Origin of the sequence: Acinetobacter sp. 1566109, assembly GCF_000582255.1 — a bacterium.
Taxonomy (GTDB): domain Bacteria; phylum Pseudomonadota; class Gammaproteobacteria; order Pseudomonadales; family Moraxellaceae; genus Acinetobacter; species Acinetobacter nosocomialis.
Genome location: NZ_JEYB01000054.1, coordinates 1 through 23,865, shown reverse-complemented (window position 1 = coordinate 23,865; position 23,865 = coordinate 1). Strand labels below are relative to the sequence as shown.

29 protein-coding genes and 1 tRNA gene are annotated in these 23,865 nt (G+C 39.5%); 15 read left to right on the top strand and 15 right to left on the bottom strand.

Translation table 11 applies throughout. The features are described 5' to 3' along the window. Positions 1 to 477, top strand: a 477-nt coding sequence (locus tag J582_RS20875) for a DMT family transporter (RefSeq protein ID WP_032048500.1), incomplete at its 5' end; no start/stop codon positions are given. A 32-nt stretch (positions 478 to 509) separates the two neighbouring features. Here J582_RS20875 and J582_RS20870 read toward each other — a convergent pair. Genes J582_RS20870 through J582_RS20860 form a run of 3 tightly spaced genes read right to left on the bottom strand, consistent with a single transcriptional unit; the run spans position 510 to position 2,533 of the window. Further along, positions 510 to 905, bottom strand: a complete 396-nt coding sequence (locus J582_RS20870; RefSeq protein ID WP_004705102.1) for a DUF4870 family protein — start codon at positions 903 to 905, stop codon at positions 510 to 512. A gap of 36 nt (positions 906 to 941) precedes the next feature. Beyond that, complete coding sequence (locus J582_RS20865; RefSeq protein WP_031983678.1) at positions 942 to 1,571, bottom strand: DUF1294 domain-containing protein; 630 nt, start codon at positions 1,569 to 1,571, stop codon at positions 942 to 944. 11 nt (positions 1,572 to 1,582) lie between these two features. Beyond that, a complete protein-coding gene (locus tag J582_RS20860) occupies positions 1,583 to 2,533 on the bottom strand; it encodes a homoserine kinase (RefSeq protein ID WP_031983680.1) in 951 nt (316 codons plus the stop codon). Positions 2,534 to 2,645: 112 nt separating this feature from the next. Between J582_RS20860 and hisF the strand changes: the two genes are divergently transcribed. Beyond that, a complete protein-coding gene (gene hisF, locus J582_RS20855) occupies positions 2,646 to 3,404 on the top strand; it encodes an imidazole glycerol phosphate synthase subunit HisF (protein ID WP_000880078.1) in 759 nt (252 codons plus the stop codon). 40 nt (positions 3,405 to 3,444) lie between these two features. Here hisF and J582_RS20850 read toward each other — a convergent pair whose 3' ends face one another. Beyond that, positions 3,445 to 4,083 (bottom strand): hypothetical protein, encoded by a 639-nt coding sequence (locus J582_RS20850; RefSeq protein ID WP_023188106.1) that lies wholly within the window; start codon positions 4,081 to 4,083, stop codon positions 3,445 to 3,447. 109 nt (positions 4,084 to 4,192) lie between these two features. Between J582_RS20850 and J582_RS20845 the strand changes: the two genes are divergently transcribed. After that, complete coding sequence (locus J582_RS20845; RefSeq protein ID WP_031982210.1) at positions 4,193 to 5,197, top strand: AraC family transcriptional regulator; 1,005 nt, start codon at positions 4,193 to 4,195, stop codon at positions 5,195 to 5,197. A gap of 131 nt (positions 5,198 to 5,328) precedes the next feature. Further along, positions 5,329 to 6,018, top strand: coding sequence for an aquaporin Z (gene aqpZ, locus J582_RS20840; protein ID WP_002052229.1), 690 nt, complete (start codon positions 5,329 to 5,331; stop codon positions 6,016 to 6,018). A 223-nt stretch (positions 6,019 to 6,241) separates the two neighbouring features. On the opposite strand, the gene J582_RS20835 is transcribed toward aqpZ, so the two are convergent. From J582_RS20835 to J582_RS20825, 3 genes are all read right to left on the bottom strand, one after another. Further along, complete coding sequence (locus tag J582_RS20835; RefSeq protein WP_000476056.1) at positions 6,242 to 6,484, bottom strand: hypothetical protein; 243 nt, start codon at positions 6,482 to 6,484, stop codon at positions 6,242 to 6,244. A 45-nt stretch (positions 6,485 to 6,529) separates the two neighbouring features. Next, a complete protein-coding gene (locus J582_RS20830) occupies positions 6,530 to 7,129 on the bottom strand; it encodes a LysE family translocator (protein ID WP_031982211.1) in 600 nt (199 codons plus the stop codon). A gap of 98 nt (positions 7,130 to 7,227) precedes the next feature. Beyond that, positions 7,228 to 8,307, bottom strand: coding sequence for a DNA/RNA non-specific endonuclease (locus J582_RS20825; protein WP_031982213.1), 1,080 nt, complete (start codon positions 8,305 to 8,307; stop codon positions 7,228 to 7,230). 255 nt (positions 8,308 to 8,562) lie between these two features. On the opposite strand from J582_RS20825, the gene J582_RS20820 reads away from it, so the two are divergent. Further along, positions 8,563 to 8,982 (top strand): hypothetical protein, encoded by a 420-nt coding sequence (locus J582_RS20820; protein WP_004711577.1) that lies wholly within the window; start codon positions 8,563 to 8,565, stop codon positions 8,980 to 8,982. 55 nt (positions 8,983 to 9,037) lie between these two features. Here J582_RS20820 and J582_RS20815 read toward each other — a convergent pair whose 3' ends face one another. Continuing rightward, positions 9,038 to 10,915, bottom strand: a complete 1,878-nt coding sequence (locus tag J582_RS20815) for a potassium transporter Kup (RefSeq protein WP_031982214.1) — start codon at positions 10,913 to 10,915, stop codon at positions 9,038 to 9,040. A 118-nt stretch (positions 10,916 to 11,033) separates the two neighbouring features. Here J582_RS20815 and J582_RS20810 point away from each other — a divergent pair. Next, positions 11,034 to 11,123, top strand: a tRNA-Ser gene (locus J582_RS20810). 65 nt (positions 11,124 to 11,188) lie between these two features. On the opposite strand, the gene J582_RS20805 is transcribed toward J582_RS20810, so the two are convergent. The 3 genes from J582_RS20805 to J582_RS20795 form a co-directional block, all read right to left on the bottom strand. Beyond that, positions 11,189 to 11,761 (bottom strand): hypothetical protein, encoded by a 573-nt coding sequence (locus tag J582_RS20805; protein ID WP_031982217.1) that lies wholly within the window; start codon positions 11,759 to 11,761, stop codon positions 11,189 to 11,191. Positions 11,762 to 11,813: 52 nt separating this feature from the next. After that, positions 11,814 to 12,593: a hypothetical protein gene (locus tag J582_RS20800; RefSeq protein WP_031982218.1), complete on the bottom strand. Its 780-nt coding sequence runs from the start codon at positions 12,591 to 12,593 to the stop codon at positions 11,814 to 11,816. Positions 12,594 to 12,736: 143 nt separating this feature from the next. Next, on the bottom strand, positions 12,737 to 13,294 hold the full coding sequence (locus J582_RS20795) for an NAD(P)H-dependent oxidoreductase (protein WP_031982220.1): 558 nt from the start codon (positions 13,292 to 13,294) through the stop codon (positions 12,737 to 12,739). Between the two features lie 116 nt (positions 13,295 to 13,410). Here J582_RS20795 and J582_RS20790 point away from each other — a divergent pair, with 116 nt between their 5' ends. The 3 genes from J582_RS20790 (at position 13,411) to J582_RS20780 (ending at position 14,435) form a co-directional block, all read left to right on the top strand. Further along, entirely contained in the window at positions 13,411 to 13,746 is a 336-nt protein-coding gene (locus tag J582_RS20790; protein ID WP_002052222.1) for a winged helix-turn-helix transcriptional regulator, read from the top strand. Positions 13,747 to 13,773: 27 nt separating this feature from the next. Further along, positions 13,774 to 13,992 carry a DUF6500 family protein gene (locus J582_RS20785; protein ID WP_031982222.1) on the top strand — a complete coding sequence of 73 codons (219 nt, stop codon included), beginning with the start codon at positions 13,774 to 13,776 and terminating at the stop codon, positions 13,990 to 13,992. Positions 13,993 to 14,069: 77 nt separating this feature from the next. Further along, complete coding sequence (locus J582_RS20780) at positions 14,070 to 14,435, top strand: hypothetical protein (RefSeq protein WP_031982223.1); 366 nt, start codon at positions 14,070 to 14,072, stop codon at positions 14,433 to 14,435. An 87-nt stretch (positions 14,436 to 14,522) separates the two neighbouring features. On the opposite strand, the gene J582_RS20775 is transcribed toward J582_RS20780, so the two are convergent. After that, positions 14,523 to 15,074, bottom strand: a complete 552-nt coding sequence (locus J582_RS20775; protein ID WP_031982225.1) for a TetR/AcrR family transcriptional regulator — start codon at positions 15,072 to 15,074, stop codon at positions 14,523 to 14,525. Positions 15,075 to 15,768: 694 nt separating this feature from the next. Here J582_RS20775 and J582_RS20770 point away from each other — a divergent pair. The 3 genes from J582_RS20770 to J582_RS20760 all read left to right on the top strand — a co-directional run bounded on the left by J582_RS20770 (position 15,769) and on the right by J582_RS20760 (position 18,707). Continuing rightward, the gene (locus J582_RS20770) at positions 15,769 to 16,569 is read left to right on the top strand and encodes a GNAT family N-acetyltransferase (RefSeq protein ID WP_031982226.1); all 801 of its coding nucleotides are present in this window, start codon (positions 15,769 to 15,771) and stop codon (positions 16,567 to 16,569) included. A gap of 122 nt (positions 16,570 to 16,691) precedes the next feature. Next, a complete protein-coding gene (locus J582_RS20765; RefSeq protein WP_031982227.1) occupies positions 16,692 to 17,594 on the top strand; it encodes a helix-turn-helix domain-containing protein in 903 nt (300 codons plus the stop codon). A gap of 111 nt (positions 17,595 to 17,705) precedes the next feature. After that, positions 17,706 to 18,707 (top strand): aldo/keto reductase, encoded by a 1,002-nt coding sequence (locus J582_RS20760; RefSeq protein WP_006580866.1) that lies wholly within the window; start codon positions 17,706 to 17,708, stop codon positions 18,705 to 18,707. Positions 18,708 to 18,754: 47 nt separating this feature from the next. On the opposite strand, the gene J582_RS20755 is transcribed toward J582_RS20760, so the two are convergent. Next, positions 18,755 to 19,150 carry a hypothetical protein gene (locus tag J582_RS20755; RefSeq protein ID WP_031982229.1) on the bottom strand — a complete coding sequence of 132 codons (396 nt, stop codon included), beginning with the start codon at positions 19,148 to 19,150 and terminating at the stop codon, positions 18,755 to 18,757. A 25-nt stretch (positions 19,151 to 19,175) separates the two neighbouring features. Next, positions 19,176 to 19,919, bottom strand: coding sequence for a hypothetical protein (locus tag J582_RS20750; RefSeq protein ID WP_031982230.1), 744 nt, complete (start codon positions 19,917 to 19,919; stop codon positions 19,176 to 19,178). A 228-nt stretch (positions 19,920 to 20,147) separates the two neighbouring features. Here J582_RS20750 and J582_RS20745 point away from each other — a divergent pair, with 228 nt between their 5' ends. Continuing rightward, positions 20,148 to 21,035, top strand: coding sequence for a DMT family transporter (locus tag J582_RS20745; RefSeq protein WP_031982231.1), 888 nt, complete (start codon positions 20,148 to 20,150; stop codon positions 21,033 to 21,035). Here J582_RS20745 and sxtR read toward each other — a convergent pair. Further along, positions 21,032 to 21,952 carry a multidrug efflux pump transcriptional activator SxtR gene (gene sxtR / locus J582_RS20740; RefSeq protein ID WP_031982233.1) on the bottom strand — a complete coding sequence of 307 codons (921 nt, stop codon included), beginning with the start codon at positions 21,950 to 21,952 and terminating at the stop codon, positions 21,032 to 21,034. The two genes, J582_RS20745 and sxtR, sit on opposite strands and share 4 nt — an antisense overlap. Positions 21,953 to 22,091: 139 nt before the next feature. Here sxtR and sxtP point away from each other — a divergent pair, with 139 nt between their 5' ends. Together sxtP and J582_RS20730 are read left to right on the top strand one after the other, a co-directional pair. Beyond that, positions 22,092 to 23,336, top strand: a complete 1,245-nt coding sequence (gene sxtP, locus J582_RS20735; RefSeq protein ID WP_031982235.1) for a multidrug efflux MFS transporter SxtP — start codon at positions 22,092 to 22,094, stop codon at positions 23,334 to 23,336. Between the two features lie 23 nt (positions 23,337 to 23,359). After that, positions 23,360 to 23,686: a gamma-glutamylcyclotransferase family protein gene (locus tag J582_RS20730; RefSeq protein ID WP_031982236.1), complete on the top strand. Its 327-nt coding sequence runs from the start codon at positions 23,360 to 23,362 to the stop codon at positions 23,684 to 23,686. The last annotated feature ends 179 nt before the right edge of the window (positions 23,687 to 23,865 follow it).

Below are 23,865 nucleotides of genomic sequence, written 5' to 3'. Positions count from 1 at the left end.
AATGGTTTTGAGCAAATTTCATTAAGTTTTGGGCAGCTTTTAACAGTACTTGGCTCAGTTGCGATTGCTTTAGAAATTATTTTTATTAGTTATTTTGCTGGAAAGGTAAATTTGCGTCGTGTGACCATTATTCAACTTGCTGTCGCATCTCTACTTTCGTTTGCCGTTATGCCTGTGGTGGGCGAGCAAACGATTCCAGCATTTTCATGGCCGCTTGTACTTACAGCTGTTACATTAGGTTTAGCAAGTGCACTGATTCAATTTGTGATGAACTGGGCTCAGCGTATGGTCGATCCTTCACGTGCTGCGATTATTTATGCAGGAGAACCTGTTTGGGCTGGGGTTATTGGCCGAATCGCAGGTGAGCGTTTACCACTGATTGCCCTTTTTGGCGGTGCTTTAGTGGTGTTAGGTGTTTTAGTCAGTGAGTTAAAACTTAAGTTACCCATTAAAAAAACTAAAAGAATTCGAGAATAAAAAAGAGAGCTTAACGCTCTCTTTTTTATTTATTAAGGTTGGTACATCGGGCGGTTATCATTTAACGCAATCAGACCGCGAATTGCACGATATACGATCCAGATCCATGCCGCTGTAATCACGCCCACACAGAATACGGTCGATGAGATCGCAACACCTGCAAATAAATCGGTATTTTCACCTGTAAAAAACAAGAAAATAAACGGTAAAAAGGCAATAATATTCCAAGCGAGATACCACCAGAATGTTCTGATTTGCCAAGTAAAGTGACTCGCAAAAATTGAACCTTGAACATCGGAACGTTTTACGTAGTTAATAATTAAAGCAATAATCGCAAGTAAGCCGCCCGTAAAAATGGCAACAATATAAAGTACATACAAAATAAGTGTTAAAGTACGATTTGGATCTTGGTCGATAGAACTATTCATTTTTATACCTCTCAAGTTTAATAAAACAATTTACTTTTATGATCCCCGCAAAACGTTTAAAGGAGAAATTAGCCACAAAATCAAAAGTAAATGAAGGAATATGGTACAAAAATAAATCTTACGAAATGGTTGTTTTTGTGTTTTATGTCTCAGTTTTTGTTGTGCCCACCATGCAGCTGGCCAACCGCCTAAAAAACTCACAATATGTAAAGTCTGTTCAGGAATACGGCGATTGCCTAGTTGTGCGGCTTCTTTATCTTGTGAATATAGCCAATAACTTAAGACATTCGTCATTAAGATAAACAATAAGGTATAAGCTGGCAGAACATGGATAAAACTCATAATGCCCATTAGAACAAAATAAAATACGATGCCCATTTGCATGGCAGACCATGGTTTTGCCTGAAATGAAGATTCTGTTTTTGCTGACTTTGAAGCTTTACGCGTTTGTGATGCCTTTAAATAAGTGACTTGCTGGGCACGGAAGCGACCTCGCTCATCTAAAATGACCAAATACTCTAGTGCACAACCAATAATTGGCCGAGGTCCGGGGCGTGCAAAATCTTTGATATGCAAAAAGACTCGCTCTTTTTCAGCATCATCTGGCTGAATAAAGCCATAACCTTTTTCGTCGAACCATTCGACTAATCGCCCCTGATCTCGCATCTTTATTCCTTTTATGCTTTTACATGACTTAAACGGTCTTGCATCATTGCTCGCATTTCTTGCGGATCTTTTTGCAAAATGTCGTCGCCTGTACGTCCTTCTTCTTTATTTTTTTGAGCAACTTGCAAACGCATTGACCAGAAACGGCACGCTGCCATTGCTAAGAATACATCTAAACATTCAAGTTCATCTGAAGTAAGCACTCGAACTTTTTGGTATGCCGCTAAGTAAGCTGCCACTTTGTCTGTGTTTAAATGTGCTGCTGGATATTCGGTACAAAAATCATTGATGGTAATCGCAATATCAAACAGTAATTCATCTTGATTTAACTCGTAAAAATCTAAGATACCTTGTAATTGATCACCTTCAAACAATGTATTGTCGCGGAATAAATCTGAATGAATAAAACCTGTTGGTCGGTTTGAATACTGTGCTGTTTTCGCATTAAACGCTTGATAGACCTGCTCAAGTAAAGCTTGGTCATCTTGAGTCATATTTGGCTTAAGCTGCTCTGCAACGCCTGTCCAGTATTGATGATCGCGTCGATATTCACGCTCAAGCGGAAAATCTTGTAAAGCCACATGCAGTTTCGCTTGTGCATCTGCAATTGCCGCAACTTGGGCTACTGTGGTTTGCATGGGATGGTGCCCCATAAGACGTGGTGCAATCTGTGCAGGCTTTTCTGCAATAACGTGAACCGCTTGGCCGCTATGCTTTAATGGCACGGCAACGGGTACATCATGAGTGCCTAATTGTTCAAGTACAGGAATAAGTTCACCTGCCCCTTTGGCATCTAACTCTTCAAACACGGTAAGTACATATTGTTTGCGGTTTACATCAACCAAAAAATAATTGGTGTTTTGAATACCTCCCTGAATTGGGTTCAGCTCCAACACCTCTAATCCATAAGGTGCAGCAAAGGTGCGAACTTCATCTAAACTCAACGGGGTATAAACCGACATGGAAAACCTGCAAAAAACATCTGTGAAGTTTGATAGAATACCTCTTCCCTCCATGAAGGTGTAGCGCCTGTGTAGGAACTTTCACCAACGGCGATTATTTTTGGAAAAAGCTATGCTTGCTAAACGTATTATTCCTTGCCTAGACGTTGATAACGGACGCGTAGTTAAAGGCGTTCAATTCCTCGATATTCGTGATGCAGGCGACCCTGTTGAAGTGGCTCGTCGCTATAACGAACAAGGGGCAGACGAAATTACTTTCTTAGACATTACCGCTACACATCATGGCCGCGATACCACTTACCGTACTGTTGAACGTATGGCCGAGACTGTATTTGTGCCCTTAACTGTCGGTGGTGGAGTACGTAAGGTTGAAGATATTCGTGCGTTATTAAATGCAGGTGCAGACAAAGTGAGTATTAACTCGGCTGCCGTATTTAATCCGGAATTTGTTCAAGAAGCCTCACAGCATTTTGGCGCGCAATGTATTGTGGTTGCGATCGATGCCAAAAAAACTGGCGACAACAAATGGGAAATCTTTACTCATGGTGGCCGTAAACCAACGGGTATTGATGCGATTGAATGGGCTGTAAAAATGGCTGACTACGGTGCGGGTGAGTTACTCATTACCAGTATGGATGCCGACGGCACTAAAGCAGGTTACGATATTGCTTTAATGCGTGCCATTAATGACCGCGTTACTATTCCAACGATTGCCTCAGGCGGTGTAGGTAACTTACAACACCTTGCAGACGGTATTTTACAAGGTGGTGCCGATGCAGTATTGGCAGCAAGTATTTTCCACTTTGGCCAATATACGATTCCAGAAGCTAAACAATATTTAGCTGAACAAGGCATCGAAATGCGCTTGTAAGCTTATTTATATTTAAAGGGGCAATATGCCCCTTTATTTTTTATGCAGCGCCATCGACCATATTGATGTCACTAACGAGTTGAGGCTTTTCTTTTTTCTCGACCCATTTTGCAGGGAAAATTTTTTCTACAGCTTGAGAGAGTGGTCTAGCAAGCATAGTAGGTAACCTTATCCCCAAAGGGTTTTGTTCTTTTAGGTCTGCCGAAGATACCACACGTGTACCCATCACATAATCAAACCAAGGTTTGGTCACGCACCAGTTGGCGTCTTGGTTCGAGTTCATATGGTGGTCGTAATGCCACGGAATTTTACGCTTTGCCCAGTCAGGCTCTAAATGTGCACGGCGATGAATATAGTAATAATTTCCTGCACTATACCAAGCTGCAAGCGCCATTCCTTTTGAAAATGGGTAAAACATTGCACTTGAAACGGTTGCCACCACAGCAAGTGAAATTAACTCATTTTTAGTACGCCAGTTACTAACACCTTCCACATAGCAATCATCATGAAATTGTTGTTTACGGACTTCACGATGGTGTGCCCAATGGGACTCCATGCTTCTTGGTACTGGGCTATAACGCGGTTGTCCAGCACGGTGTACACCATGCAAAATATATTTATGCGCCACCCATTCAAATGCATTCGCAACTGCAATTCCTGCAATAAACCCTTTTAGCATCGCCTTACTCCTTTTTCTTTTTATTTAGAATATAAAATTCGCTATGCTAGGTATTGACCAGAATTTATGGTTTCATTGACAAATCACGACAAGAAAGAGGTGGTCAAGGATGCCACAACTAAAAAATTATACCGGCTCGGTATATGGAGGACTAGGACATCTATTAAAAGCTTATTGCGAAGCTAATGGCTTAGCTATTCCTGAACAATTAGAACAAATACAAAATCTGGAACGCTTTGACTATGTGGTTTGGCGTGATCTATTAGAAGTCATTTATAAACTCGACCCGAAGCCGGGTTTAGGGTTAGAAATTGCCAAATATGTTCAGCCCAAACACTTAGGAATAATTGCCTACCTTGCTCTCTCTTGCGATAACTTAGGTGAAGCTTTAATTCGCTATCATGACTTTCATCGTCTGATTTATGATGGAAGCCCATTGGTGGTTGAGCTATATGAAGAATATGCTTCTATTCGCTGGGAAGCGACTGAGTTACACCCGACTCAACTTACCGATGAAATCGCTATTGCACTGGTGATTCAATTCTTACGTCTTTTTATGTCTCATGAAGATGTATATTTACATGAAGTACGTTTCTTAAATGCTGCCCCTAAAAATATCAGGGTTTACGAGCAGTACTTTCAATGCCCTGTTCGTTTTAGTCAGCCCCGTACAGAGTTACTTATTCCAATTACCGAAATTCATAAACCGCTTAGTAGCGCTGACCACACTCTACAGCAGCTATTGGTTCAGCAAGCACAAGCACTTTTAGAACAGTTACCCAATTCAACTCAACTTGATCAACGTTTACAGCATTCAATTTTGACTGGCTTACAAAAAAATCAGTACCAAATTGAATATATTGCCAAGCAATTAGGCTTGTCTGTTCGGCAACTTCAACGGCATTTACAACAGCAGAACACCAGCTTTCAGGAACGTGTTCAGCAAGTACGCTTTATGCTCGCAACCGAGTATTTAAAAGATCCGCATTTAAGCCTACAAGAGATTGCACTTTTGCTGTGTTATTCAGAACAAAGCGCATTTCAAAGAGCATTTAAGCATTGGACCAATCAAACACCGCAACAATGGAGAGATCAATTTTTAGACAAAGAATAACCTACCAAAACTTACAAATCTTTTCTTGATTAAAACAACACTGAAAACAAAAATTTCATATAGTCACATGCTTAATTTTTTGTGACACATTTCACATTAATTAAAAATAGATCAATAGATGAGTAATCACAATGAATAAATATTTTGCTGAATTCCTAGGTACGTTTTGGCTAGTCTTTGGTGGTTGTGGTAGCGCAGTGTTAGCCGCAGCTTTCCCTGAACTTGGTATTGGCTTTGCAGGTGTAGCCCTTGCCTTTGGTTTAACCGTACTCACTGGTGCTTATGCTTTAGGACATATCTCTGGTGGACATTTTAACCCCGCGGTCAGTGTCGGTCTTTGGGTCGGTGGCCGTTTCGATGTTAAAGATTTAATTCCATATATTGTTGCGCAAGTGGTTGGTGCGACTGCTGCTGCATTTGTTCTTTACATTATCGCTCAAGGTCAAGCTGGCTTTACTGGTGTGGGCGGTTTTGCAACCAATGGTTTTGGTGATTTATCGCCAAATAAATTTGGTTTAGGTTCTGCTTTTATTATTGAAGTGGTACTTACTGCGTTCTTCTTGATTGTTATTTTAGGATCAACACATGGTCGTGCGCCTGCTGGTTTTGCACCTATTGCGATTGGTCTTGCATTAACGCTTATTCACTTAATCAGTATTCCGGTTACAAACACTTCTGTGAACCCTGCACGTAGTACAGGTGTTGCATTCTTTGCTCAAACTGGTGCTTTAAGTCAGCTGTGGTTGTTCTGGGTAGCGCCGATTTTAGGTGCTGTGATTGGTGCAATTATTTATAAGGTAGTTGCTGGAGACAAGGATTAATTCTTTATATCTATAGCCTTAATATGCTATCGCGGTGGGGTGACATGGATGTCACCTGTTGAGCAGGGGTACACGGAAGTACCCTCTGATCAACAAAGACTTTTGCTTACTTTTGGTCTTTCAAAAGTAAGAAATGTCTATACAAACTCAATAAGACCTAACGTAGTACTAAAGACTGTATGGCAACATGACTATGCTAAACATCACACATAAAATGTATAAATTATAAAAACGGATTATTCACTTCTTGTTCAGCTGGACGTTCAATTTTCTCAGGCAATTCTTCTTTTTCCAAAGCTGCAACCACATCATTTAAAAAGCTCTGTAGTGCTTTTGCCTGCTCTAACCCAACTTTGTCTTTGGTAATTTGCAAATTGCCATAAATGCTCACGCAATCGACATCATTTTCTAATGTTAAATCTTCAATTGAAGAAGACTCTGTACCCTTTTCAAATGGCTTAAACATAAGTGTTGTCTCATTGTTATATGTTGATAGTGTAATACGACCAATCTATAAAAAATCAATCAAAATTAAAAGTGCCGATAAAATTAAAAAAGCACCCATTAAGATATTAAAATATTTCAAACGGTTGCCGTGATTGAGTAGCACTGAAAATTTATCACCACAGAATCCCCAAAAGAACAAACATATATAGCAGGTGAAAAAATAAATCACGATAAAAATCGGCAAAGCCTTTGGATGTTCAATGCTAGTAAACATGGTAATGCCCGACACACAAGCCAACCACGCTTTAGGGTTCAACCACTGTAAAAAGAAACCATCTTTAAAATTGGGAATGATCATCTGTTCTAGCGGAACACTAGAAATAGAAACATTTGCTGCAGAATGAATAATTTTTATTCCGATATAACAAACAAATAGCGTTCCACAAATGGCAAGAATTTTTAAGACAACAGGAAATTGGGTTAATACACTTTGCAGCCCAAACGCCATAAATATTAAAAGCAAGGTAAAACCAATCGTGGCACCTGAAATATAGGGAAGTGATCTTTTTAAACCATGATTTAAGCTGGTTGATAAAATAACGGTATTGACGGGACCTGGGGTAATCGACATCGCAAAAGAAAAAAGAAACATCGAGGCAAACATTGTTATTGTCCTTATTTGAATAAATAGATGAATAGACAGATCTGTATATTCATCTTATTGTATTGAATAAGAACTGTACAACAATGCCTGCAAACGATTTATTTGATGATTTGCAAGAAATAGTTCACCAAAGCTTCTACTAGCTGTTTCACAATGGCTTTTCTGGTTTCTTCATCAATACTTGGAACTTTAGATTCCATAGGCTCAGAAGACGTGCTTTTCTGCTTTTTAAACTGGTCTTGTAATGCGTAGATCTGATCTGCACTTAAGTCTTGTTCACACTGGCTTTCTCCATCCCAATGTAAATAGTCTAACTTCTGGTTTGGCTTAACTTGACTAGATGTTAACGGCAGACGATAAACATTACGTTTTTGTTGTTCAGTTAACTGAGGAAACAGGTTAATTCCTAACTTTTCCTCTAAATAACAAACACTCACAACCTTAACCTGTTGCGAGTTGTTATTTGGTGCGTAGTAAGCGCCAATTGCACCTGTTTTAGGATAGTAAACAGCCTTATACACTGCACTTGGAACAATAACACCACGTCCAATCGTTTTGAGTCGTTGACCTTCAAAGATTGGTCCTGTCACAACATATGCATCTTGCTTTTGCTTAGTAACCACTGCACGAGTAGCATCTTCAAGCTTACGCCAAACTTCCTGATTATTTTTCGGTGCCTGTGGAACCATGTTACTCAGCGAAAAACTATCGAACTGCGAGTCCTTAGTCGGCATATCGCCATTTGGTGACATATGTCCACGGTCATAGCCTGAGCCACGATAATCGCTTAAAAGTGAACGGTGGCGCTCAGGAACACGTGTTTCTTCATGGAAATTATCTTCACGTTTAATTTTAGTGCTTAAACGTTCAGGGCTAAGATATTCAGCTGACCATAACGGCGTTTTAGACATCCCCGAGTACAAAACATTGAAGCCATTAAAGCACAGCGGATAACTGTCTTTTTTTAAACTTTCTTTGTTTAAAGCAGGAGGAATTTCGCGATAAAACTGATTGAGACAAGTCGAGTTGGTACTTAAGGGCGAAAACCACTGTGAAATCTTTTCACTTCCAAAAGCAATTGCAAAACTTCCAGCAGCAACACAAGCAAGAATAATCTTGCCAAAATGCTGACTTAGAGAGAATGAATTTGTACCTGTACTACGTTTTTTACTTGCCATGTTTCTATCAATACCACTGTCCATATGCAGCTTAACAATCCTGCTTTTTTAAGTATATCGCTTAACTTTCAAATGGTTAAAACATGGTCATCTTTTTTGTAACTCTATTTCTTGTTCGGTAACAGTTTGTTGGCCTTGTGAGGAACTTTCACTATTGAATTGGGTTAATTGCGTATCTTTCATTGAAAACGACCAATCGCTTATGACATGGTTAGCTCCACAAATTTGGATAAAAATATAAACGGAGTCCATTTAATGATCCATTCAAAGATTATTGGTATTGGCGTAATTGCTGGACTGTGCAGTATGGCAGCCTTAGCTGAACCTGCGGTCCAACCCGGTGAGACTTTAGAAAGTTTATCTAAAGTAAAAGTGACTACAACCGTCAATGGCCAACCTGGCTCTATTAGTGATTTAGTTAAAAGTGGTCAAGTACAACCTGTTTCTGCTGCCCCAACAGGTGCTGCTCCTACAGGTGCTCCTATTCCAGCCGATGTACCGCCGGCTCCTCCTGCAGATGTACCACCAGCACCTCCTGCTGGCGCTGAAATGGCTGCTCCGGCACCACAAGACCCAAATACACCGCCACCACCGGCTAACCCGAACCAATCAGCAGACCCAATGGCAAAAGATGGGGCATTGCCAGCAGATGCACCTATGCCACAAGCTCAATAATCAGAGCCATAAAAAAACCAAGACTTATGTCTTGGTTTTTTATTACATCAAATTTCTATATTTCGATTTGACTACCTAACTCCACCACACGGTTGGTTGGAATTTGATAGAAGTCACTCACCGGACTGGTATTACGCTGCATCGAAATAAATAGTTTTTCTCTCCACGGCGACATACCATCACCCACCGAGTGAACAATACGATCGCGCGAAATAAAGAAGCTAATATGCATTAAGTCATATTCAAGACCTAACTGCTCATAAGCTTGCATAAGCGCTTTTGGTACATTCATTTCATCTTTAAAGCCGTAGAAAATTTTAATACGGTAGAAATGTTCAGCTAAAGCTTCTGTTGTAATACGCTCTTCTGGTGCAACAAAAGGTACATCTTCAATCACCACAGTGACCAAGATATTACGCTGATGCAGCACTTTGTTGTGCTTAATGTTATGTAGCATGGCATGCGGTACAACGTTTGGCGTACCTGTCATAAACACGGCATCACCCGGTACCCAGTGCACGCTATTACCAATACTTTTTACAAACAAATCGAGCGACAAAGTATCGTGTTCAAGCTTAGCAAAAGTAAGCTCACGACCACGTTTCCATGTCATCAAGATGGTGACTGCAATACCACCAATGAGTAATGGCACCCAACCGCCTGACAACACTTTAAGTGAAGTTGCTGCGACTAAAACCGACTCTAAAATAAAGAATGGAATAATCAGTAACACCACTTTTGGCCAGCTCCATTTCCACGCTGAGTAGATAAAGATGGAAACCAAAATCGTGTCACACAGCATGGTTAAGGTCACTGCTAAACCATAAGCACTTGCCAAGTTTGAGCTGGTTTTGAAAATCAGAATTAAGATAATAATTGCGATTAAAAGTAACCAGTTTAAGAACGGCACATAGATCTGACCTTCTTCAGACTCAGAAGTATGTTTAATACTTAAACGCGGTAAATAACCCAATTGAATCGCTTGGCGAGCAAGAGAGAATACCCCAGAAATTACAGCTTGAGAGGCAATCACTGTTGCCATGGTCGCCATAATAATCATTGGATAAAGTGCCCACTGTGGCACCAGTAGATAGAACGGGTTTTCAATTGCCGCAGGGTCACGAAGTAACAATGCGCCTTGTCCTGCATAGTTTAAAACCAAGCATGGCAACACCACAAAGAACCACGCAAGACGAATCGGAACAGGTCCAAAATGCCCCATGTCGGCATAGAGTGCTTCACCACCTGTCACTGTTAACACCACAGCACCCATCACAAAAAACGTCATGACTGGATGATGGTAGATAAACTGAATTGCCCAATGTGGACTAAACATGCCGAGTACTATCGGTGTTTGAATGACGCTATGAAGGCCTAATACACCTAAAGAGATAAACCACACAAGCGTAATTGGACCAAAAAACTTACCTACAAAGGCCGTACCATGTTTTTGAACTAAAAACAGCGTCACAATAATGGCAATCGCAATAGGCATAATGAACGGGTCAAAAACGTTGGTTGCAATAGACAACCCTTCGACCGCAGACAATACCGAAATGGCTGGGGTAATAATACCGTCACCAAAGAACAGTGATGCCCCAATAAAACCAATCGCAATCATGTAGATTTTTTTGTTGTCGGCAATTTTTGCTTTACGCAAATTCAATGCGAGTAAGGCCATAATACCGCCTTCCCCATTGTTATCTGCACGCATGACAATGGCGACATACTTGATGCTGATGATCAGCATTAAGCACCAAAAAATAATGGATAAAATTCCTAATACGTTTTCAGGCTGAATTCCCAAACCATGGGCAGCATGGAAGGACTCTTTCAAGGCATAGAGCGGACTTGTTCCGATGTCTCCAAAGACCACCCCAAGAGCTGCCAAAGCCGTGGCAGGCAAGGTCGCTTTTTTGGCCGTATTTTGCATTGTGTAATTAAACCAATATGATTTTTAGCGCAATCTTATCACCTCTATTATTTTTTTTCTGTAATGCTCGTCTTAAATCTTGGCAGAACCTAATTTTTTAGTTACTATCGCACGCCTTGGTGAGGTGTCCGAGTGGCTGAAGGAGCACGCCTGGAAAGTGTGTATACGTTTGCGCGTATCGAGGGTTCGAATCCCTCTCTCACCGCCAGAATTCAAAAAAGACCTAAATCGTTTTGATTTAGGTCTTTTTTATTTTTAATAAAAATTAAAAGCTTAGTTAATAGCTAAATGTTTAGAAACATCCTTAGCGACTTGTACAGCAATATCATCCCATGCTTTATCTAATAAAGCTGTTTGTGAAGTACCACCAATTTTTGGATCCTTTAACTTAGAGTTAAATGTATTCGTCCATTTCTGACCTTTATATTCAAAGGTAGCCACTAAAGTTACATTTGCCACATCAATTGCAGGAGTAATATTGAACATACCAGCTGAGTATTCAAAGCCAGATTTAGCCTTTTCAACCGTAATCGTTAATGGGCTTCCATTTGGTGATAATTTTGCTATCTGAGCAATCGCTTCTTCTATACGACTCGATAGAGCTACGCCTGTAGGAATACGTGTTCTAGAAGCACTTCCTACAAAACCGTCTGCCCCTTGAATATCAATACGTTGAGGGAAAGTATCTGGATTCCATTTGATATGCACAGTATCTTGCACTTTTGGCAGAGCTGATAATTCTGAAACAGACGTATAGTTTAGACGGTTATTAAAAGGTAAATTGATCGCGCACCCTGTTAATGTAGTTGCTAATACTAATGCACTTAAACTGAGTAGTTTTTTCATACTTTGAATCTCATGAGTTTTAAAAAATAAAAATTGGTTATCTCGAATTAACTTAATCCAAATCGAACACTTCTAATGACTCTACATAAGGCAAAATAAGATATTCATGATGAGATAAATGTTGTTCTAGCGAGTGATGCGTTGTTTGATTGAATTGATAAAAGCTGCTCAACTCATTAAGTAATTGAGGCGTTTTATTTGCATCAAATTTTGGTGTTTTCATAAAGAATAATAAGCTTGCCCCTAAACCCACATACTCTAAGCCATAGTTTTGATCTAAATGCTCAATCAAGCTAAAAGATTCAAAAGGGTTCAAATCACAACTAAAATATCCATTGAGGCATGCTGCAAATTTTTGAGTTTCAGTTTGACTATTGACTAACTTTACTTGAATAACGGCATCTAAAATTTTGTCGGGTTCAGCATTAATCTGTAGCAGAGTTGCTTGATCTTCATCGCTATACTTAAGTTTTTTAGGCAAGTCATTAAAGCCTATATAATTTTCTGGCTTTAATAATTGTTCAATGTGATATTGAAGCTCTAAAGGTCGAGTATTTTCCCAACTTGCTTCACTGTCATCTTCAACGAGTTCTGTGGTATCAAAATAAAGCCCATCTCCCATTGAAGCATGCATGGAAGTGTATTGGCACTGTCCTATATCTTCTAAAAGTAATAATACTTTTTTAGGTAAATGCTTCTGCTTAACTTCTGAATATAAGTTAGTAACATCCTTCCATGAGCTGATTTCACTGATTGTTGCGTAGCATATTAATTCATGAGCATCGTCAGTTATAAGGGAATTTTCTTTTTCTTTAATATCAAGAATAGTCATAAATTTTTAAATTTAATCTATATTTAGCGGACATTTATATCATAAATAAACTGTATATTTAACTTAAAACCTTAATGTAACTTTTTAAAAATCTTCTACATAAGAAGCCCAAACTCTCACGTTTAGGCCTCCCTCTTAAAAATTTACTCATACAACGCTAATAACTTCTGAACATACTCAATCGCATTATTTGCTACGTCTTGATGAGTCGGAACATCGTCATCTTCTGAAGGGTTAGTGTCTAAACCATAAAATGCATGAAGTGGTTGATAGTCCGCCCCAACATATAAAGCAGTGAGCTGAAAAGAACTAAAAACTTGGTCCAACGTAAGTTTATATTCACCCTGCTCTGAATAAATATGTTCTTGACCACCCGCAGATACAGCCAGCATAAACTTCTTATTTTTAACCTTGTCACCTGTTGAACCGTAAGCCCATCCATATGTTAAAACTTCATCAAGCCATTGTTTCAAAAGCGGCGGACAGTTAAACCAATACACTGGAAATTGAAAAACTAAATTTTCGTGTTCTTCTACAAGCGCTTGTTCTTTGGCAACGTCAATTACGCCATCTGGGTAGGCTTGATAAATCTGGTGAACCGTAAATTGGTCTGGGTATTTTTCCAATTCCTCTACCCATCTTTTATTTACAACTGATTGTTCTATGTGAGGATGGGTAACTATGACTAATGTCTTTTTCATTATAAAAACACTCTTATCGGAAAGTTGATAAATCGATTATAGAAGTGTGCTTTCCTAAATATAAGTACGGTAATTTATGTTATATACTATACTAAAAGATAGTGTAGATTTTTAAAATGACCGAGTGTGTTCCATCAAATACGCCATTAGAAGATACGGGTTTTGGATATACCCTTTCTTTGATTAATGGCAAATATAAAATGATTATTATGTATTGGCTGTATGAAAAAAATGTCATGCGTTTCAATGAGATGCAACGCTGCATTGGCAACATTTCATTTAGAACACTCAGCAATACACTCAAAGAGTTAGAAAGAGACGAACTTATTATTCGTAAAGAATATCCTCAAATTCCACCAAAAGTTGAATATCGGCTTTCGGAAAGAGGACAGTCTTTAATTCCTTTGTTAGATATGATGTGCCAATGGGGCGAGCAAAATAAGCCATCTTAGTTTTATAGACTTGAAGTGATACTCAATATGAGAAATGAATTAAGAGAAATTTTTATTAACGGATGCGACGAAAAAATAGAAAAGAAGGGAGACAATGTCGGTCTATCTTTTTATGCGTTTTTTAAAAATAAAAATGACAACCCTGAGCTACTGATGGAAGCAGCGCATTGGTGGATTATGGAGCATAAGCTAGATCACTTCGAGAAAGCTGTGAAGATTAAACAATTGGTTTTGAGTGGGCAGTAAAAGTTAGAGTGAAAGACTATTCTGAAAGAGGATAGTCTTTAATTTTTATACTAGAGATAAAGTGAGAAAGGTTAAAAATGTTTATAGATGCTTTATCTAGTTTTCTTGAAAAATTAGCCTCAGAAAAAGATTTAGATGAATGGTATTTATCTACTTTCATTGATGAAAATGTTTGTTCGCTATTACCAGCAGAAGCTTTTGAATTTTCTTCACATGTTATAAAGCTTATTAAAAATGACGCTCAGCCAGAATATACCTATGAATTACTAACAATTTTATTAGCACTCCAACATCAATCTGGCACAACTCAGGTGCCTGAAATTCTAAAAAATAGTCCTAATTTTTTTGATGAAATTATTAAAAAGAATCCTGAAAAATATATTTTAAATTTAGCTCATGAGTTGGCTCAAAATTATCGAATCATGAACTTTCAGAGTAATTAAATAATAATCTAATTCATACATAAAATAGGATTAAAAAATTTCTATTCATTTTTGTATAAAAGCCCAACTCCCGTCGGGCCTTCCCCCTCAAACCCGACTTAGAAAATAATCAATCAAATATTCCCTTTCATCGGTTTGATTTGATCCTAAAAGCTGCACCATCGCGCCATCGACCACAAATAAAAACATATGCGCATCTTCAACTGTAGCCGCAGGTTTTACAGTTAAAAGCAGTTTATGAATTTCCTGTATAAGCCAATTTCGATAATCAACCACCACTTTATAAGCCGAGGGATAATGTTTTTCTATTTCAAAAATTGCTTTAAAGGGCAAACGATAAAACCCATCTGAGTCAGCATGCAAAAAGAAAATTTTCTTGAGTTTATCGAATACCATCAGTTTGCTGTACGAATGGATCGTGGTAAATACCTCTTCTTTTAAAGCGTCTGTTTGAAAAGTTAAGCTCATCTGAATGAGTCTTTCTTTTGAGTGGAAGTAGTTGTAAAAGGTAGCTTTGGGAATTTGGGAGTCGGCAATAATTCGGTCTACCCCTACCTTATGAAACCCATATTGGTTAAATAAATCTTTTGCCGTGTGGAGCACTCGCAATGCTCTAAATGAAGCTTCTAAATTTTTCATGTATATCGCTTAAAATAATTTTTTGTTGTAAATAAAAGAGATAGAAATGCCGTCGCTCTTAAATTGAGCGCTAAAAACAGGCATGCAAAAGCCGCACAAAAATGGTGTGCTCGCCTATCTCGGGTTTTATTGTTGCTATGTTTTTTTAGTCGTAATGACCTATGGCTTAAGACCTAGAGTCGGTTAAACCGTTTTAAAGACCAGTTGGGTATAGAGTCAAAGATTTTGGCAAAGGTTGCCAATGAGAGAGATGAAATAGTACGCATAATGGCGAACTCCTTGTGTATTAAAGAAGAACTACCACGATTACTGCTAAATAATGGTGGCAGAACGAAGGGGGTTAGCAGACTGGTACACAAGGACCCAGCACGCGCAAGCGCGTCCCCCTCCGTCCTACCATAGAAAAAAGGGGGACGTAAGGATCCAGTACTGAAAAGCAAGCTTTTAGTACTCTTGTGTAAAAGGGTCTGCTAAAACCCACTGGTAATTTGACCAGCAGGCAAAGGATAATCCGCGAGTTTTTGAGTGTCAATGTAAGGTTGAATAGAAATTGGTTAAATAATTATTGTTGTTTATTCAATTAGATATTTAAGCTAAAAAGACCTTCAACTTAAATTTAACGATGTCATGATAATAATAAAAATGTAGGATAGTGAATTATGACTGAGTGCATGATTTGAATAGGTAATTAATAATGATAATAAAGGGACCTCCCACCAGTTCAGAAGAATACCAACTTATCTTTCAATGGCTTGATGAGCGCTTTCACTATTCTATTGGGGCGATGGCCTTTCTTGCTCAAACACAAGCGACCAATACCGAGTGGCAACTCTTACGTTTGTATGACTCACAAAACGTCAAGCAACTGCTAGGAGTCGCGGTTATTCTTGCTGGCAGCACCTGTTTTTGGGTTCCATCAGAGGCATCATCTGGATCATTACTGTGTACATCAATTTTACAGCTTCAACCGCGTCGGATCGTAACTACTGCAATCGGGCGGGACTTATTACATGCCGAGATAAAACAAAAAGGGCGTATTTCAAAAGAATATGATCAATGGATCATGGTTTGCTCACACCAATTTTCTGAAGCTCAAGGACGCTTGGCTGAACTTTCGGATATTGCCCGCCTTAACAAATATCAGCATCTATACAATAAAGAGCGCTCAGTAAATGAAACACCTGACTGGGCATCTCTAATTCAACAACAAAAAATTATTGTGCTTGAAGCAGATCAACAGATCGTTTCGATTGTGCGTTTAGGCATAGAAACTGATCGACTCGTTTCTATTGGTGGCACATATACCTTCCCTGCTTATCGTCGAAAAGGTTTTGCTGAACGCGTCTTAAAATTTGCAGTTAATCGGATTGTTGCAACGAGACGAATTGCCCACTTAATTGTCGACGTTGATAACACCCCAGCGGTTACCCTTTATCGCCAAATGGGTTTTGAATGCGTAGAGTCGTCTTACATTGCTTACCCAGAGTATTTATAAAAAATTATTCATTTTCAAACCGCTTAAATGAACAGATTGATCGCGCTATAAATAAAAGCTACAGTAAATAAAGTTTGAATTTTATAACTTTAAATAAATTGATAACGCATGCAGGCAAAGACATGGAAACCATACATGATTTTTATCGCCGCTTTTCTTTAACAAGAGATAGCGATTACTCGGTTCCATCAACCTCGTTTGGACATTTTAACGTGTTCCAACGCGATGCCTGCTCGTTCCTCACGCCTTATAGCCGCCGCGATTATTATAAAATTTCACTGGTTTTAGGCACAGGCGAACTTCACTATGCCAACCGCTGGATACGAGTCGACCGCCCTGCTTTACTTTTTTCAAACCCAATGGTGCCCTACGCATGGGAAATTAATTCGCCCGAACAAGCAGGCTGGTTTTGTCTATTTACCGAAGAGTTTGTAAACCAAGAATCGAGACAAAGCTTTTTAAAAGACTCACCGTTATTTAAAGTCGACGGCGACCCGCTATATTTTTTAAATGACCAGCAGGTTGATGAAATTTCATTTATTTTCAAAAAGATGATGAATGACATAAATTCAGACTATATTCATAAATACAACGTTTTAAGAAACTATTTGCACCTACTTGTGCACGAAGCCATGAAAATGCAACCGACCCAACAGTTTGAAAAACATAGTAATGCTGCGGTTCGCATTTGCCACTTATTCTTTGAGCTATTAGAACGCCAGTTCCCGATCGACTCGCCACATTTTCAGCTTAAACTCAAAACTGCAAATGACTTTGCCTATGGCTTGTCTGTGCATGTGAACCATTTAAACCGCGCTGTAAAAGAAGCCACAGGTAAAACCACGTCTGAGCATATTAGCTCACGCATTACGCAAGAAGCCAAAGCGCTGCTACAACACACCAGTTGGAATATTTCCGAAATTGCCTATAGCTTAGGTTTTGAATATTCAGCGTATTTCACCAATTTCTTTAAGAAAAATACCGGCTTTTCGCCTAAAAAGTTCCGTGAAGACTGTGTGGCCTAAAAGCAGATTGTTTGAATTTTATAATTATTGGTTTGAATGTTATACGTCAGTTTGAGCCAAAGCATTTTATAGTTTTTCTACTCAAGTGATTTTGCAAAAAGAGTGTGAAAAATGAAATATAGAACTTTAGGACAAACAGGCGAAAAAGTATCAGCACTTGGTTTAGGTTGCATGGGAATGAGCTTTGCCTATGGTGCCTCAGACGACACACAAAGCATTGCCACTCTAGAAAAAGCATTAGACCTCGGCATTAACTTTTGGGACACCGCCGACATGTACGGCAACGGCGCAAATGAAGTTTTGCTCTCAAAAGTTTTAGAAAAACATCGCGACAAAGTATTCTTGGCGACCAAATTTGGCTTCCGTTATAAAGAAGACAACCTTAACCCACAAAACTCTTTAGAGTCTTATATCGACGGTTCTCCAGAGTGGATTAAAGTTGCGGTCGAAAACAGTTTAAGACGCTTAAATACAGACGTGATTGATTTGTATTATGCGCACCGCATAGACCCGAATGTTCCAGTTGAAGATACCATTGGCGCAATGGCTGACTTGGTCAAACAAGGTAAAGTTCGTTATTTAGGACTCAGTGAAGCGTCGGCTGAAACCATCCGTAAAGCACATGCGATTCACCCAATTGCAGCGGTTCAACATGAATACTCGCTACTTACTCGTGAGTTCGAGCAAACCCATTTGCAAACCATTCGCGAGTTAGGCATTAGCCTTGTGCCGTATTCACCGCTGTCGCGTGGTTTAATCACCAATACGCTTGATGTGGGTAGCCTAGACGAAAACGATTTCCGTCGTCAGTTACCACGCTATCAAGGTGATAACTGGAAAAATAACCAAAGCTTGGCGCAAGCATTTAGCGAGTTTGCCCAAAGCAAAAATGCGACAGCGGCTCAACTGGCTTTGGCTTGGATTTTGGCGCAAGGTGACGACATTATTCCAATTCCGGGTACGCGTAAAATTGAGCGACTTGTAGAAAATGCTGGCGCTGTAGACCTTCATTTAACAGCAGCAGATTTGGCAGAAATTGAAGCGATTATTGCGAGATACCCAAATATGGGCGCACGCTATAACGCTCAGCAACTCGCTGCGGTCAATCACTAAAATATAAGTCATAAAAAAAGTCCGACTCAGTGTCGGACTTTTTTTATTTAGTCTTTGCTATATGTGCCTTGTTGGCGTCCACCCTGCCAGACTGCATCTAATGATTTATCCGCAATCGTTAGGCTTTCAGGAAAAATACTTAAATCCTTTTTAAATTTGGCTTCTGGTTTTAAACCAATACAGTCACCGTTTTTCCACCATGTGCCTTCGGCATATTGGTCTAACGCGCCCACTGCAAGCATCCATTTAAACTTGCCATCTGGTTGAAGTAAAAGTTCCGAACCGACTTCCATCACACCATGTAAATAATAGTGCCCACTCCACGCCTGATCGGCTTTTTGGAATTTCACTTCTTTACATGTTGTATTTGCTACATCTGCATACACCTGAGCAGACACAATAAACGTCGAAAGAAGTAGTAAACGTGCAAATATATTTTTCATTATTTAGTTCCTATAATTTTTAAGATTATTTTCCAGACTCAACTTTTAAATAAGTGCCATCAGCATAAACGTTATGTCCAAAGCCACAGCCCGAGTTGCCCTCGTTTTGTTTGACCTGAATATAATTTCCTAATTTCGCACTCGTTTTAAAGTCGAGCTGAATGCGGCAGTCTTCGTCTTTATAAATGGTTTGTTTGGCATTAGACGGCATTTTGGTATCGAACTGCCCCATGTTTGGGCCATAAATTAAACTTCGTAAACCCATATAAACACCCGAATAGCCAATGGCATATTGGCCCTGCTTACGACTTACCGTAATTTGATCCCACTCACCAAAACCTGAGTAACGAACATACTCACCCGACAGGTCATTTGAGGTTTTAGATGCAGGCAATTGCTGAAGGTTAAACTGGCTAGATTTTGATTTTTCATCGAGCATAAACCATGCTCTTGCCCAAAGTGGCTGACCCAATTTGGCATAGGCCAAACCTACGTTATTGTTAGCAACTTCAATATCACGGTCGGTAAATTTAACTGTGGTTCCATCTTCATTGGCTTTACAAAAAGCAGTCCAAGAAGCTTGGTTATGAAAGTTTTCGAGCGCTTTTTTATATTGTTTTTGGTCGTAGTTTTTCTTACCTAAGCTTGCGTATTGCTTCACTTTATTACAGCCTTGTTGTAATTCTTGTTCATAAGAAAACTCAGCATGAGTTACCGTTAAAGCTGAAAGTGTAAGAACCGCGCAACCTGTAATAATCGATTTAATCATTTTTAAAATTCTTTAATAATTAACTAATTATATAATATGAGTTAGCGCTATAAATCACAATTATTTGAAACAAAAGTCTATGAGAAGTGTTTAGTTTTTTATAAAACTGGTTAAATCCATACAGAATAAACTACTGTAAATATTCAACCTTAACTGGTTATTTTAATTGAATATTCCTCCAAAAAATCATGTAGACTGCATGCGTAAAATTTAGGAAGAATTATAAGAGTGAATAATTTAATTATTGGAACCCTATTTGCACTGTGTGCAGCGGCTTTAAATGCGTCGATTGGTGTAATTAGTAAATTACTCATGCATAGTGGTTTAAACCCACAAGACATTGCCTTTTTAAAAACCATTATCGCCTTTTTCTTTTTAAGTGTTTTTTTATTTAAAGTGCCTGTCAGCCAAAAGATTGCGTACATTAGCAGCACTCCAAGTAAGCTCAGCGTTTTTACTCAAATTGCTATATGCGCTTTTTTAGGAATTTTCTCGCTATTCTTTTTTGAAACCATTGCCTATAACCATGGTGCTGCCGCCAATGTCGTGGTGGTACTCATGGCTTCGGCTGCTATTTCTGCCCTATTTTTTGGTCGGTTCATTTTAAAAGAAAGCATCTATATTCATTCGCTTATTGGAACATTATTGGCGGTTGCCGGGATTAGTATTATTTCGTGGAAAGGTGAAAATAGCCTTTTAATGCTGATTAATGCTTCTATTGCGGGTACGGGTTATGGCTTATTTTCAGTTTTAGTGAAAAAATTCAAATTAAACGGCGGGCTGTTTCTAACTAAGTATTTATTGCTATTTGGTAGTGTTTATCTTGCAGTTCCGTTTTTAATCAACTTGCATAGCATTAATTTTAGTACCGATATTGTTTTAGGTTTGATTGGTTTAGCGGTTCTGCCAACCATACTCGGCTTTTTCTGCACCACCAAAGCGTTGTCTTATATGAGTGCAGCAAAGGTGCAAGTGACCGAACTTTCTGAACCAATTTTTGCAGCGCTCATGGCTTGGGTTTTCATTCATGAGCAGCCGACCTTATCGTTTTTATATGGTGCGATTTTTATTATTTCAGGCATCTTTTTAATGAATAAAGCACCGAAATCAAACTAGCCAATTTCATCAATTTCGTTGGCGTGGTGGCAAGCCACTTGCACCACACTGGCAAAGTTAATCGCCATTTGTGAAGGGGCATGTTTCTTATAGGCAAGCCCTAAACCTACCGTAGGTATGGGTGCTTTCAAAGAGCGATAAGCCACACCCTGTATTTGCAATTGTTTGGTCGACTCTGGCACCAAAGACACGCCTAAGTTTGCAGACACCAACGATAAAATTGACACAATTTGCGGAGCGTTTTGTCCAATTTTAGGTTCAAAGCCGCGCTCATGGCAGGCTTGTTTTATCGCATCAAAAAGCCCTGCACTTACTGACGGTGGCGAGACAATAAAGTCAAGCTCTCGTAGTGCGGTTAAATCAATTTCTTGTGTTGAATCGTCCAGTTTAAAAGACTCGGAAGGTAAAGCCGCAATAAGTGGCTCAGCCAATAATTCTTGAAGTATAAGACTGTCCGGCATATTACGTGGCGAACGAATAATCGCGACATCTAAACGGTCTTCAAGCAATAAATCGATGAGCAACAAGGTATTGGCTTCTTCAAGCTTTAAATCCACTTTAGGATATTGCTGCTGAAAATAGCGAACGCATTTAGGAATGAGAGGGTTCAGCATTGAAGTGCCTGTAAAACCTAATCGTAATTGGCCGACTTCGCCATTTGCTACCTGTTTAACAAGGTTTGCTGCATCTTCTACACGCTGCTGTACTGGCTGTATCGCATTTAAAAAGGCAAGCCCCGCTTCGGTCAGCTCCACCCCATGAGGCGAACGGATAAATAAATCTGCACCTAGCTCTTCTTCTAAGTCCCGTATTTGCATGCTTAAAGGCGGCTGGCTCATGTTTAAGCGCTGCGCAGCTTTGGTAAAGTTTTTTTCTTCTGCTACCGCTAAAAAGTAGCGTATATGCCTAAGTTCCATTGCTATATATAAAACATATCATGACCTATTGTTAAATATATTAGAAAAATACCTTCTAAATTGCTAATTTTAATTCATCGAATTTTCTCGATGCAGCATGCCCAAAAGCACTGCTCTTTCTTTCTGTCATGGTCATGATATGAGCTCTTCATCTACATCCAGTACTTTAAACACTGAGGCAACGTCTGTTCTTTCCCGCGAGTGGATTCACAAAGGGACTAAAGCCTATAAGCATGCAGGTTTCGCCTTGTTCCTTGTAGGTTTTGCCAGCTTCTCCCTCATTTATTGTGTGCAGCCACTGTTGCCTGCCTTTAGCCAAAGCTTCCAGATTAGTCCTGCAAGTAGCTCGTTGGCACTGTCATTAACGACTGCTTTTTTAGCAATTTCGATTGTGCTATCGAGTGCCTTTTCACAAGCGATTGGCCGTCGCGGTGTAATCTTTACGTCCATGCTGTGTGCAGCAATTTTAAATATTGTCTCGATGTTTACACCGAACTGGCACAGTTTGCTGATGGCACGTGCGCTAGAAGGTTTATTACTCGGCGGTGTACCCGCAGTGACAATGGCTTGGATTGCCGAAGAAATTGCACCTGAGCACCTCGGTAAAACCATGGGGTTATATATTGCAGGGACAGCCTTTGGTGGCATGATGGGCCGTGTCGGCATGGGTATTTTGGTTGAATATTTTTCATGGCGCACCGCTTTAGGCTTGCTTGGCGCAATCTGTTTTATTTGCTCAATTGCCTTTTTAAACTTACTGCCTGCTTCGCGTAATTTTGTGCAGAAAAAAGGGCTCAATTTAGGCTTTCACATGCAAATGTGGCGCGCTCATTTAAGCAATACTAAATTATTACGCCTGTTTGCGATTGGTTTCTTGCTCACCAGTGTGTTTGTGACTCTGTTTAACTACGCGACTTTCCGCTTAAGTGGCGCGCCTTATTCACTGAGTCAGACACAAATTAGCCTTATTTTCTTGTCGTATAGCTTCGGTATGGTGTCTTCATCGTTGGCAGGTAGCTTAGCCGATCGCTTTGGTAAAAAAACCATGATGATGAGTGGCTTTGCGCTCATGATTATAGGTAGCCTCATGACCCTACTCAGTTCGCTTTTTGGCATTATTATTGGGATTGCCTTTATTACCACAGGCTTCTTTATTACCCACTCACTCACCAGTAGTTCAGTTGGTGTTGAAAGCAAACAAGCCAAAGCTCATGCCAGTTCGCTTTACTTGCTGTTTTACTATATGGGATCAAGTATTGTCGGCTCGGCGGGCGGTTGGTTCTGGTTACACGGTGGCTGGAGTGCGATTGTAGCTTTGACTGTTGTACTGTCATTATTGGGAATATTTTTAGTGGTTTATACCGCACATGCGAAAGCGCATTAATTGATACATGAAAGGAAAATTACATGTCGAGTTTATTTGTTTATGGCACTTTAGTCCCTGGTCGCCCTAATGCGCATATACTTGAAAATATTGGCGGCCAGTGGGCAGAAGGTTGGGTAAACGGAACCCTACGTCATGAAGGTTGGGGAGCAGATTTAGGCTATCCGGGAATTGTACTCGATGATAGTGCTAACCAAGTGCAAGGTTTTGTTTTTAGCTCGGAACATCTAGATGCAAACTGGAAATTACTGGATGACTTTGAAGGCGAAGAGTACGAAAGAGTACCTGTTCGTGTCACTTTAAATAGTGGTGAACATGTTGATTCTTTTATTTATATGTTGAAGCCTTAGGCCATTTTTAAAGCTCAAACGCATAAGCGCTTAAAAATTGATAGAAAAAATCCAAATGCTCATTTTTTGGCTTGTATTTTTTTTAAGAAACTGTAAAATTCACTCCACATCGCCGGCATAGCTCAGTTGGTAGAGCAACTGACTTGTAATCAGTAGGTCCACAGTTCGAATCCGTGTGC

Coding starts and splice junctions, on each gene's coding strand:
- J582_RS20870 (WP_004705102.1), bottom strand. CDS start 905: ATGAATAGTTCTATCGACCAAGATCCAAATCGTACTTTAACACTTATT.
- J582_RS20865 (WP_031983678.1), bottom strand. CDS start 1,571: ATGCGAGATCAGGGGCGATTAGTCGAATGGTTCGACGAAAAAGGTTAT.
- J582_RS20860 (WP_031983680.1), bottom strand. CDS start 2,533: ATGTCGGTTTATACCCCGTTGAGTTTAGATGAAGTTCGCACCTTTGCT.
- hisF (WP_000880078.1), top strand. CDS start 2,646: ATGCTTGCTAAACGTATTATTCCTTGCCTAGACGTTGATAACGGACGC.
- J582_RS20850 (WP_023188106.1), bottom strand. CDS start 4,083: ATGCTAAAAGGGTTTATTGCAGGAATTGCAGTTGCGAATGCATTTGAA.
- J582_RS20845 (WP_031982210.1), top strand. CDS start 4,193: ATGCCACAACTAAAAAATTATACCGGCTCGGTATATGGAGGACTAGGA.
- aqpZ (WP_002052229.1), top strand. CDS start 5,329: ATGAATAAATATTTTGCTGAATTCCTAGGTACGTTTTGGCTAGTCTTT.
- J582_RS20835 (WP_000476056.1), bottom strand. CDS start 6,484: ATGTTTAAGCCATTTGAAAAGGGTACAGAGTCTTCTTCAATTGAAGAT.
- J582_RS20830 (WP_031982211.1), bottom strand. CDS start 7,129: ATGTTTGCCTCGATGTTTCTTTTTTCTTTTGCGATGTCGATTACCCCA.
- J582_RS20825 (WP_031982213.1), bottom strand. CDS start 8,307: ATGGCAAGTAAAAAACGTAGTACAGGTACAAATTCATTCTCTCTAAGT.
- J582_RS20820 (WP_004711577.1), top strand. CDS start 8,563: ATGATCCATTCAAAGATTATTGGTATTGGCGTAATTGCTGGACTGTGC.
- J582_RS20815 (WP_031982214.1), bottom strand. CDS start 10,915: ATGCAAAATACGGCCAAAAAAGCGACCTTGCCTGCCACGGCTTTGGCA.
- J582_RS20805 (WP_031982217.1), bottom strand. CDS start 11,761: ATGAAAAAACTACTCAGTTTAAGTGCATTAGTATTAGCAACTACATTA.
- J582_RS20800 (WP_031982218.1), bottom strand. CDS start 12,593: ATGACTATTCTTGATATTAAAGAAAAAGAAAATTCCCTTATAACTGAC.
- J582_RS20795 (WP_031982220.1), bottom strand. CDS start 13,294: ATGAAAAAGACATTAGTCATAGTTACCCATCCTCACATAGAACAATCA.
- J582_RS20790 (WP_002052222.1), top strand. CDS start 13,411: ATGACCGAGTGTGTTCCATCAAATACGCCATTAGAAGATACGGGTTTT.
- J582_RS20785 (WP_031982222.1), top strand. CDS start 13,774: ATGAGAAATGAATTAAGAGAAATTTTTATTAACGGATGCGACGAAAAA.
- J582_RS20780 (WP_031982223.1), top strand. CDS start 14,070: ATGTTTATAGATGCTTTATCTAGTTTTCTTGAAAAATTAGCCTCAGAA.
- J582_RS20775 (WP_031982225.1), bottom strand. CDS start 15,074: ATGAAAAATTTAGAAGCTTCATTTAGAGCATTGCGAGTGCTCCACACG.
- J582_RS20770 (WP_031982226.1), top strand. CDS start 15,769: ATGATAATAAAGGGACCTCCCACCAGTTCAGAAGAATACCAACTTATC.
- J582_RS20765 (WP_031982227.1), top strand. CDS start 16,692: ATGGAAACCATACATGATTTTTATCGCCGCTTTTCTTTAACAAGAGAT.
- J582_RS20760 (WP_006580866.1), top strand. CDS start 17,706: ATGAAATATAGAACTTTAGGACAAACAGGCGAAAAAGTATCAGCACTT.
- J582_RS20755 (WP_031982229.1), bottom strand. CDS start 19,150: ATGAAAAATATATTTGCACGTTTACTACTTCTTTCGACGTTTATTGTG.
- J582_RS20750 (WP_031982230.1), bottom strand. CDS start 19,919: ATGATTAAATCGATTATTACAGGTTGCGCGGTTCTTACACTTTCAGCT.
- sxtR (WP_031982233.1), bottom strand. CDS start 21,952: ATGGAACTTAGGCATATACGCTACTTTTTAGCGGTAGCAGAAGAAAAA.
- sxtP (WP_031982235.1), top strand. CDS start 22,092: ATGAGCTCTTCATCTACATCCAGTACTTTAAACACTGAGGCAACGTCT.
- J582_RS20730 (WP_031982236.1), top strand. CDS start 23,360: ATGTCGAGTTTATTTGTTTATGGCACTTTAGTCCCTGGTCGCCCTAAT.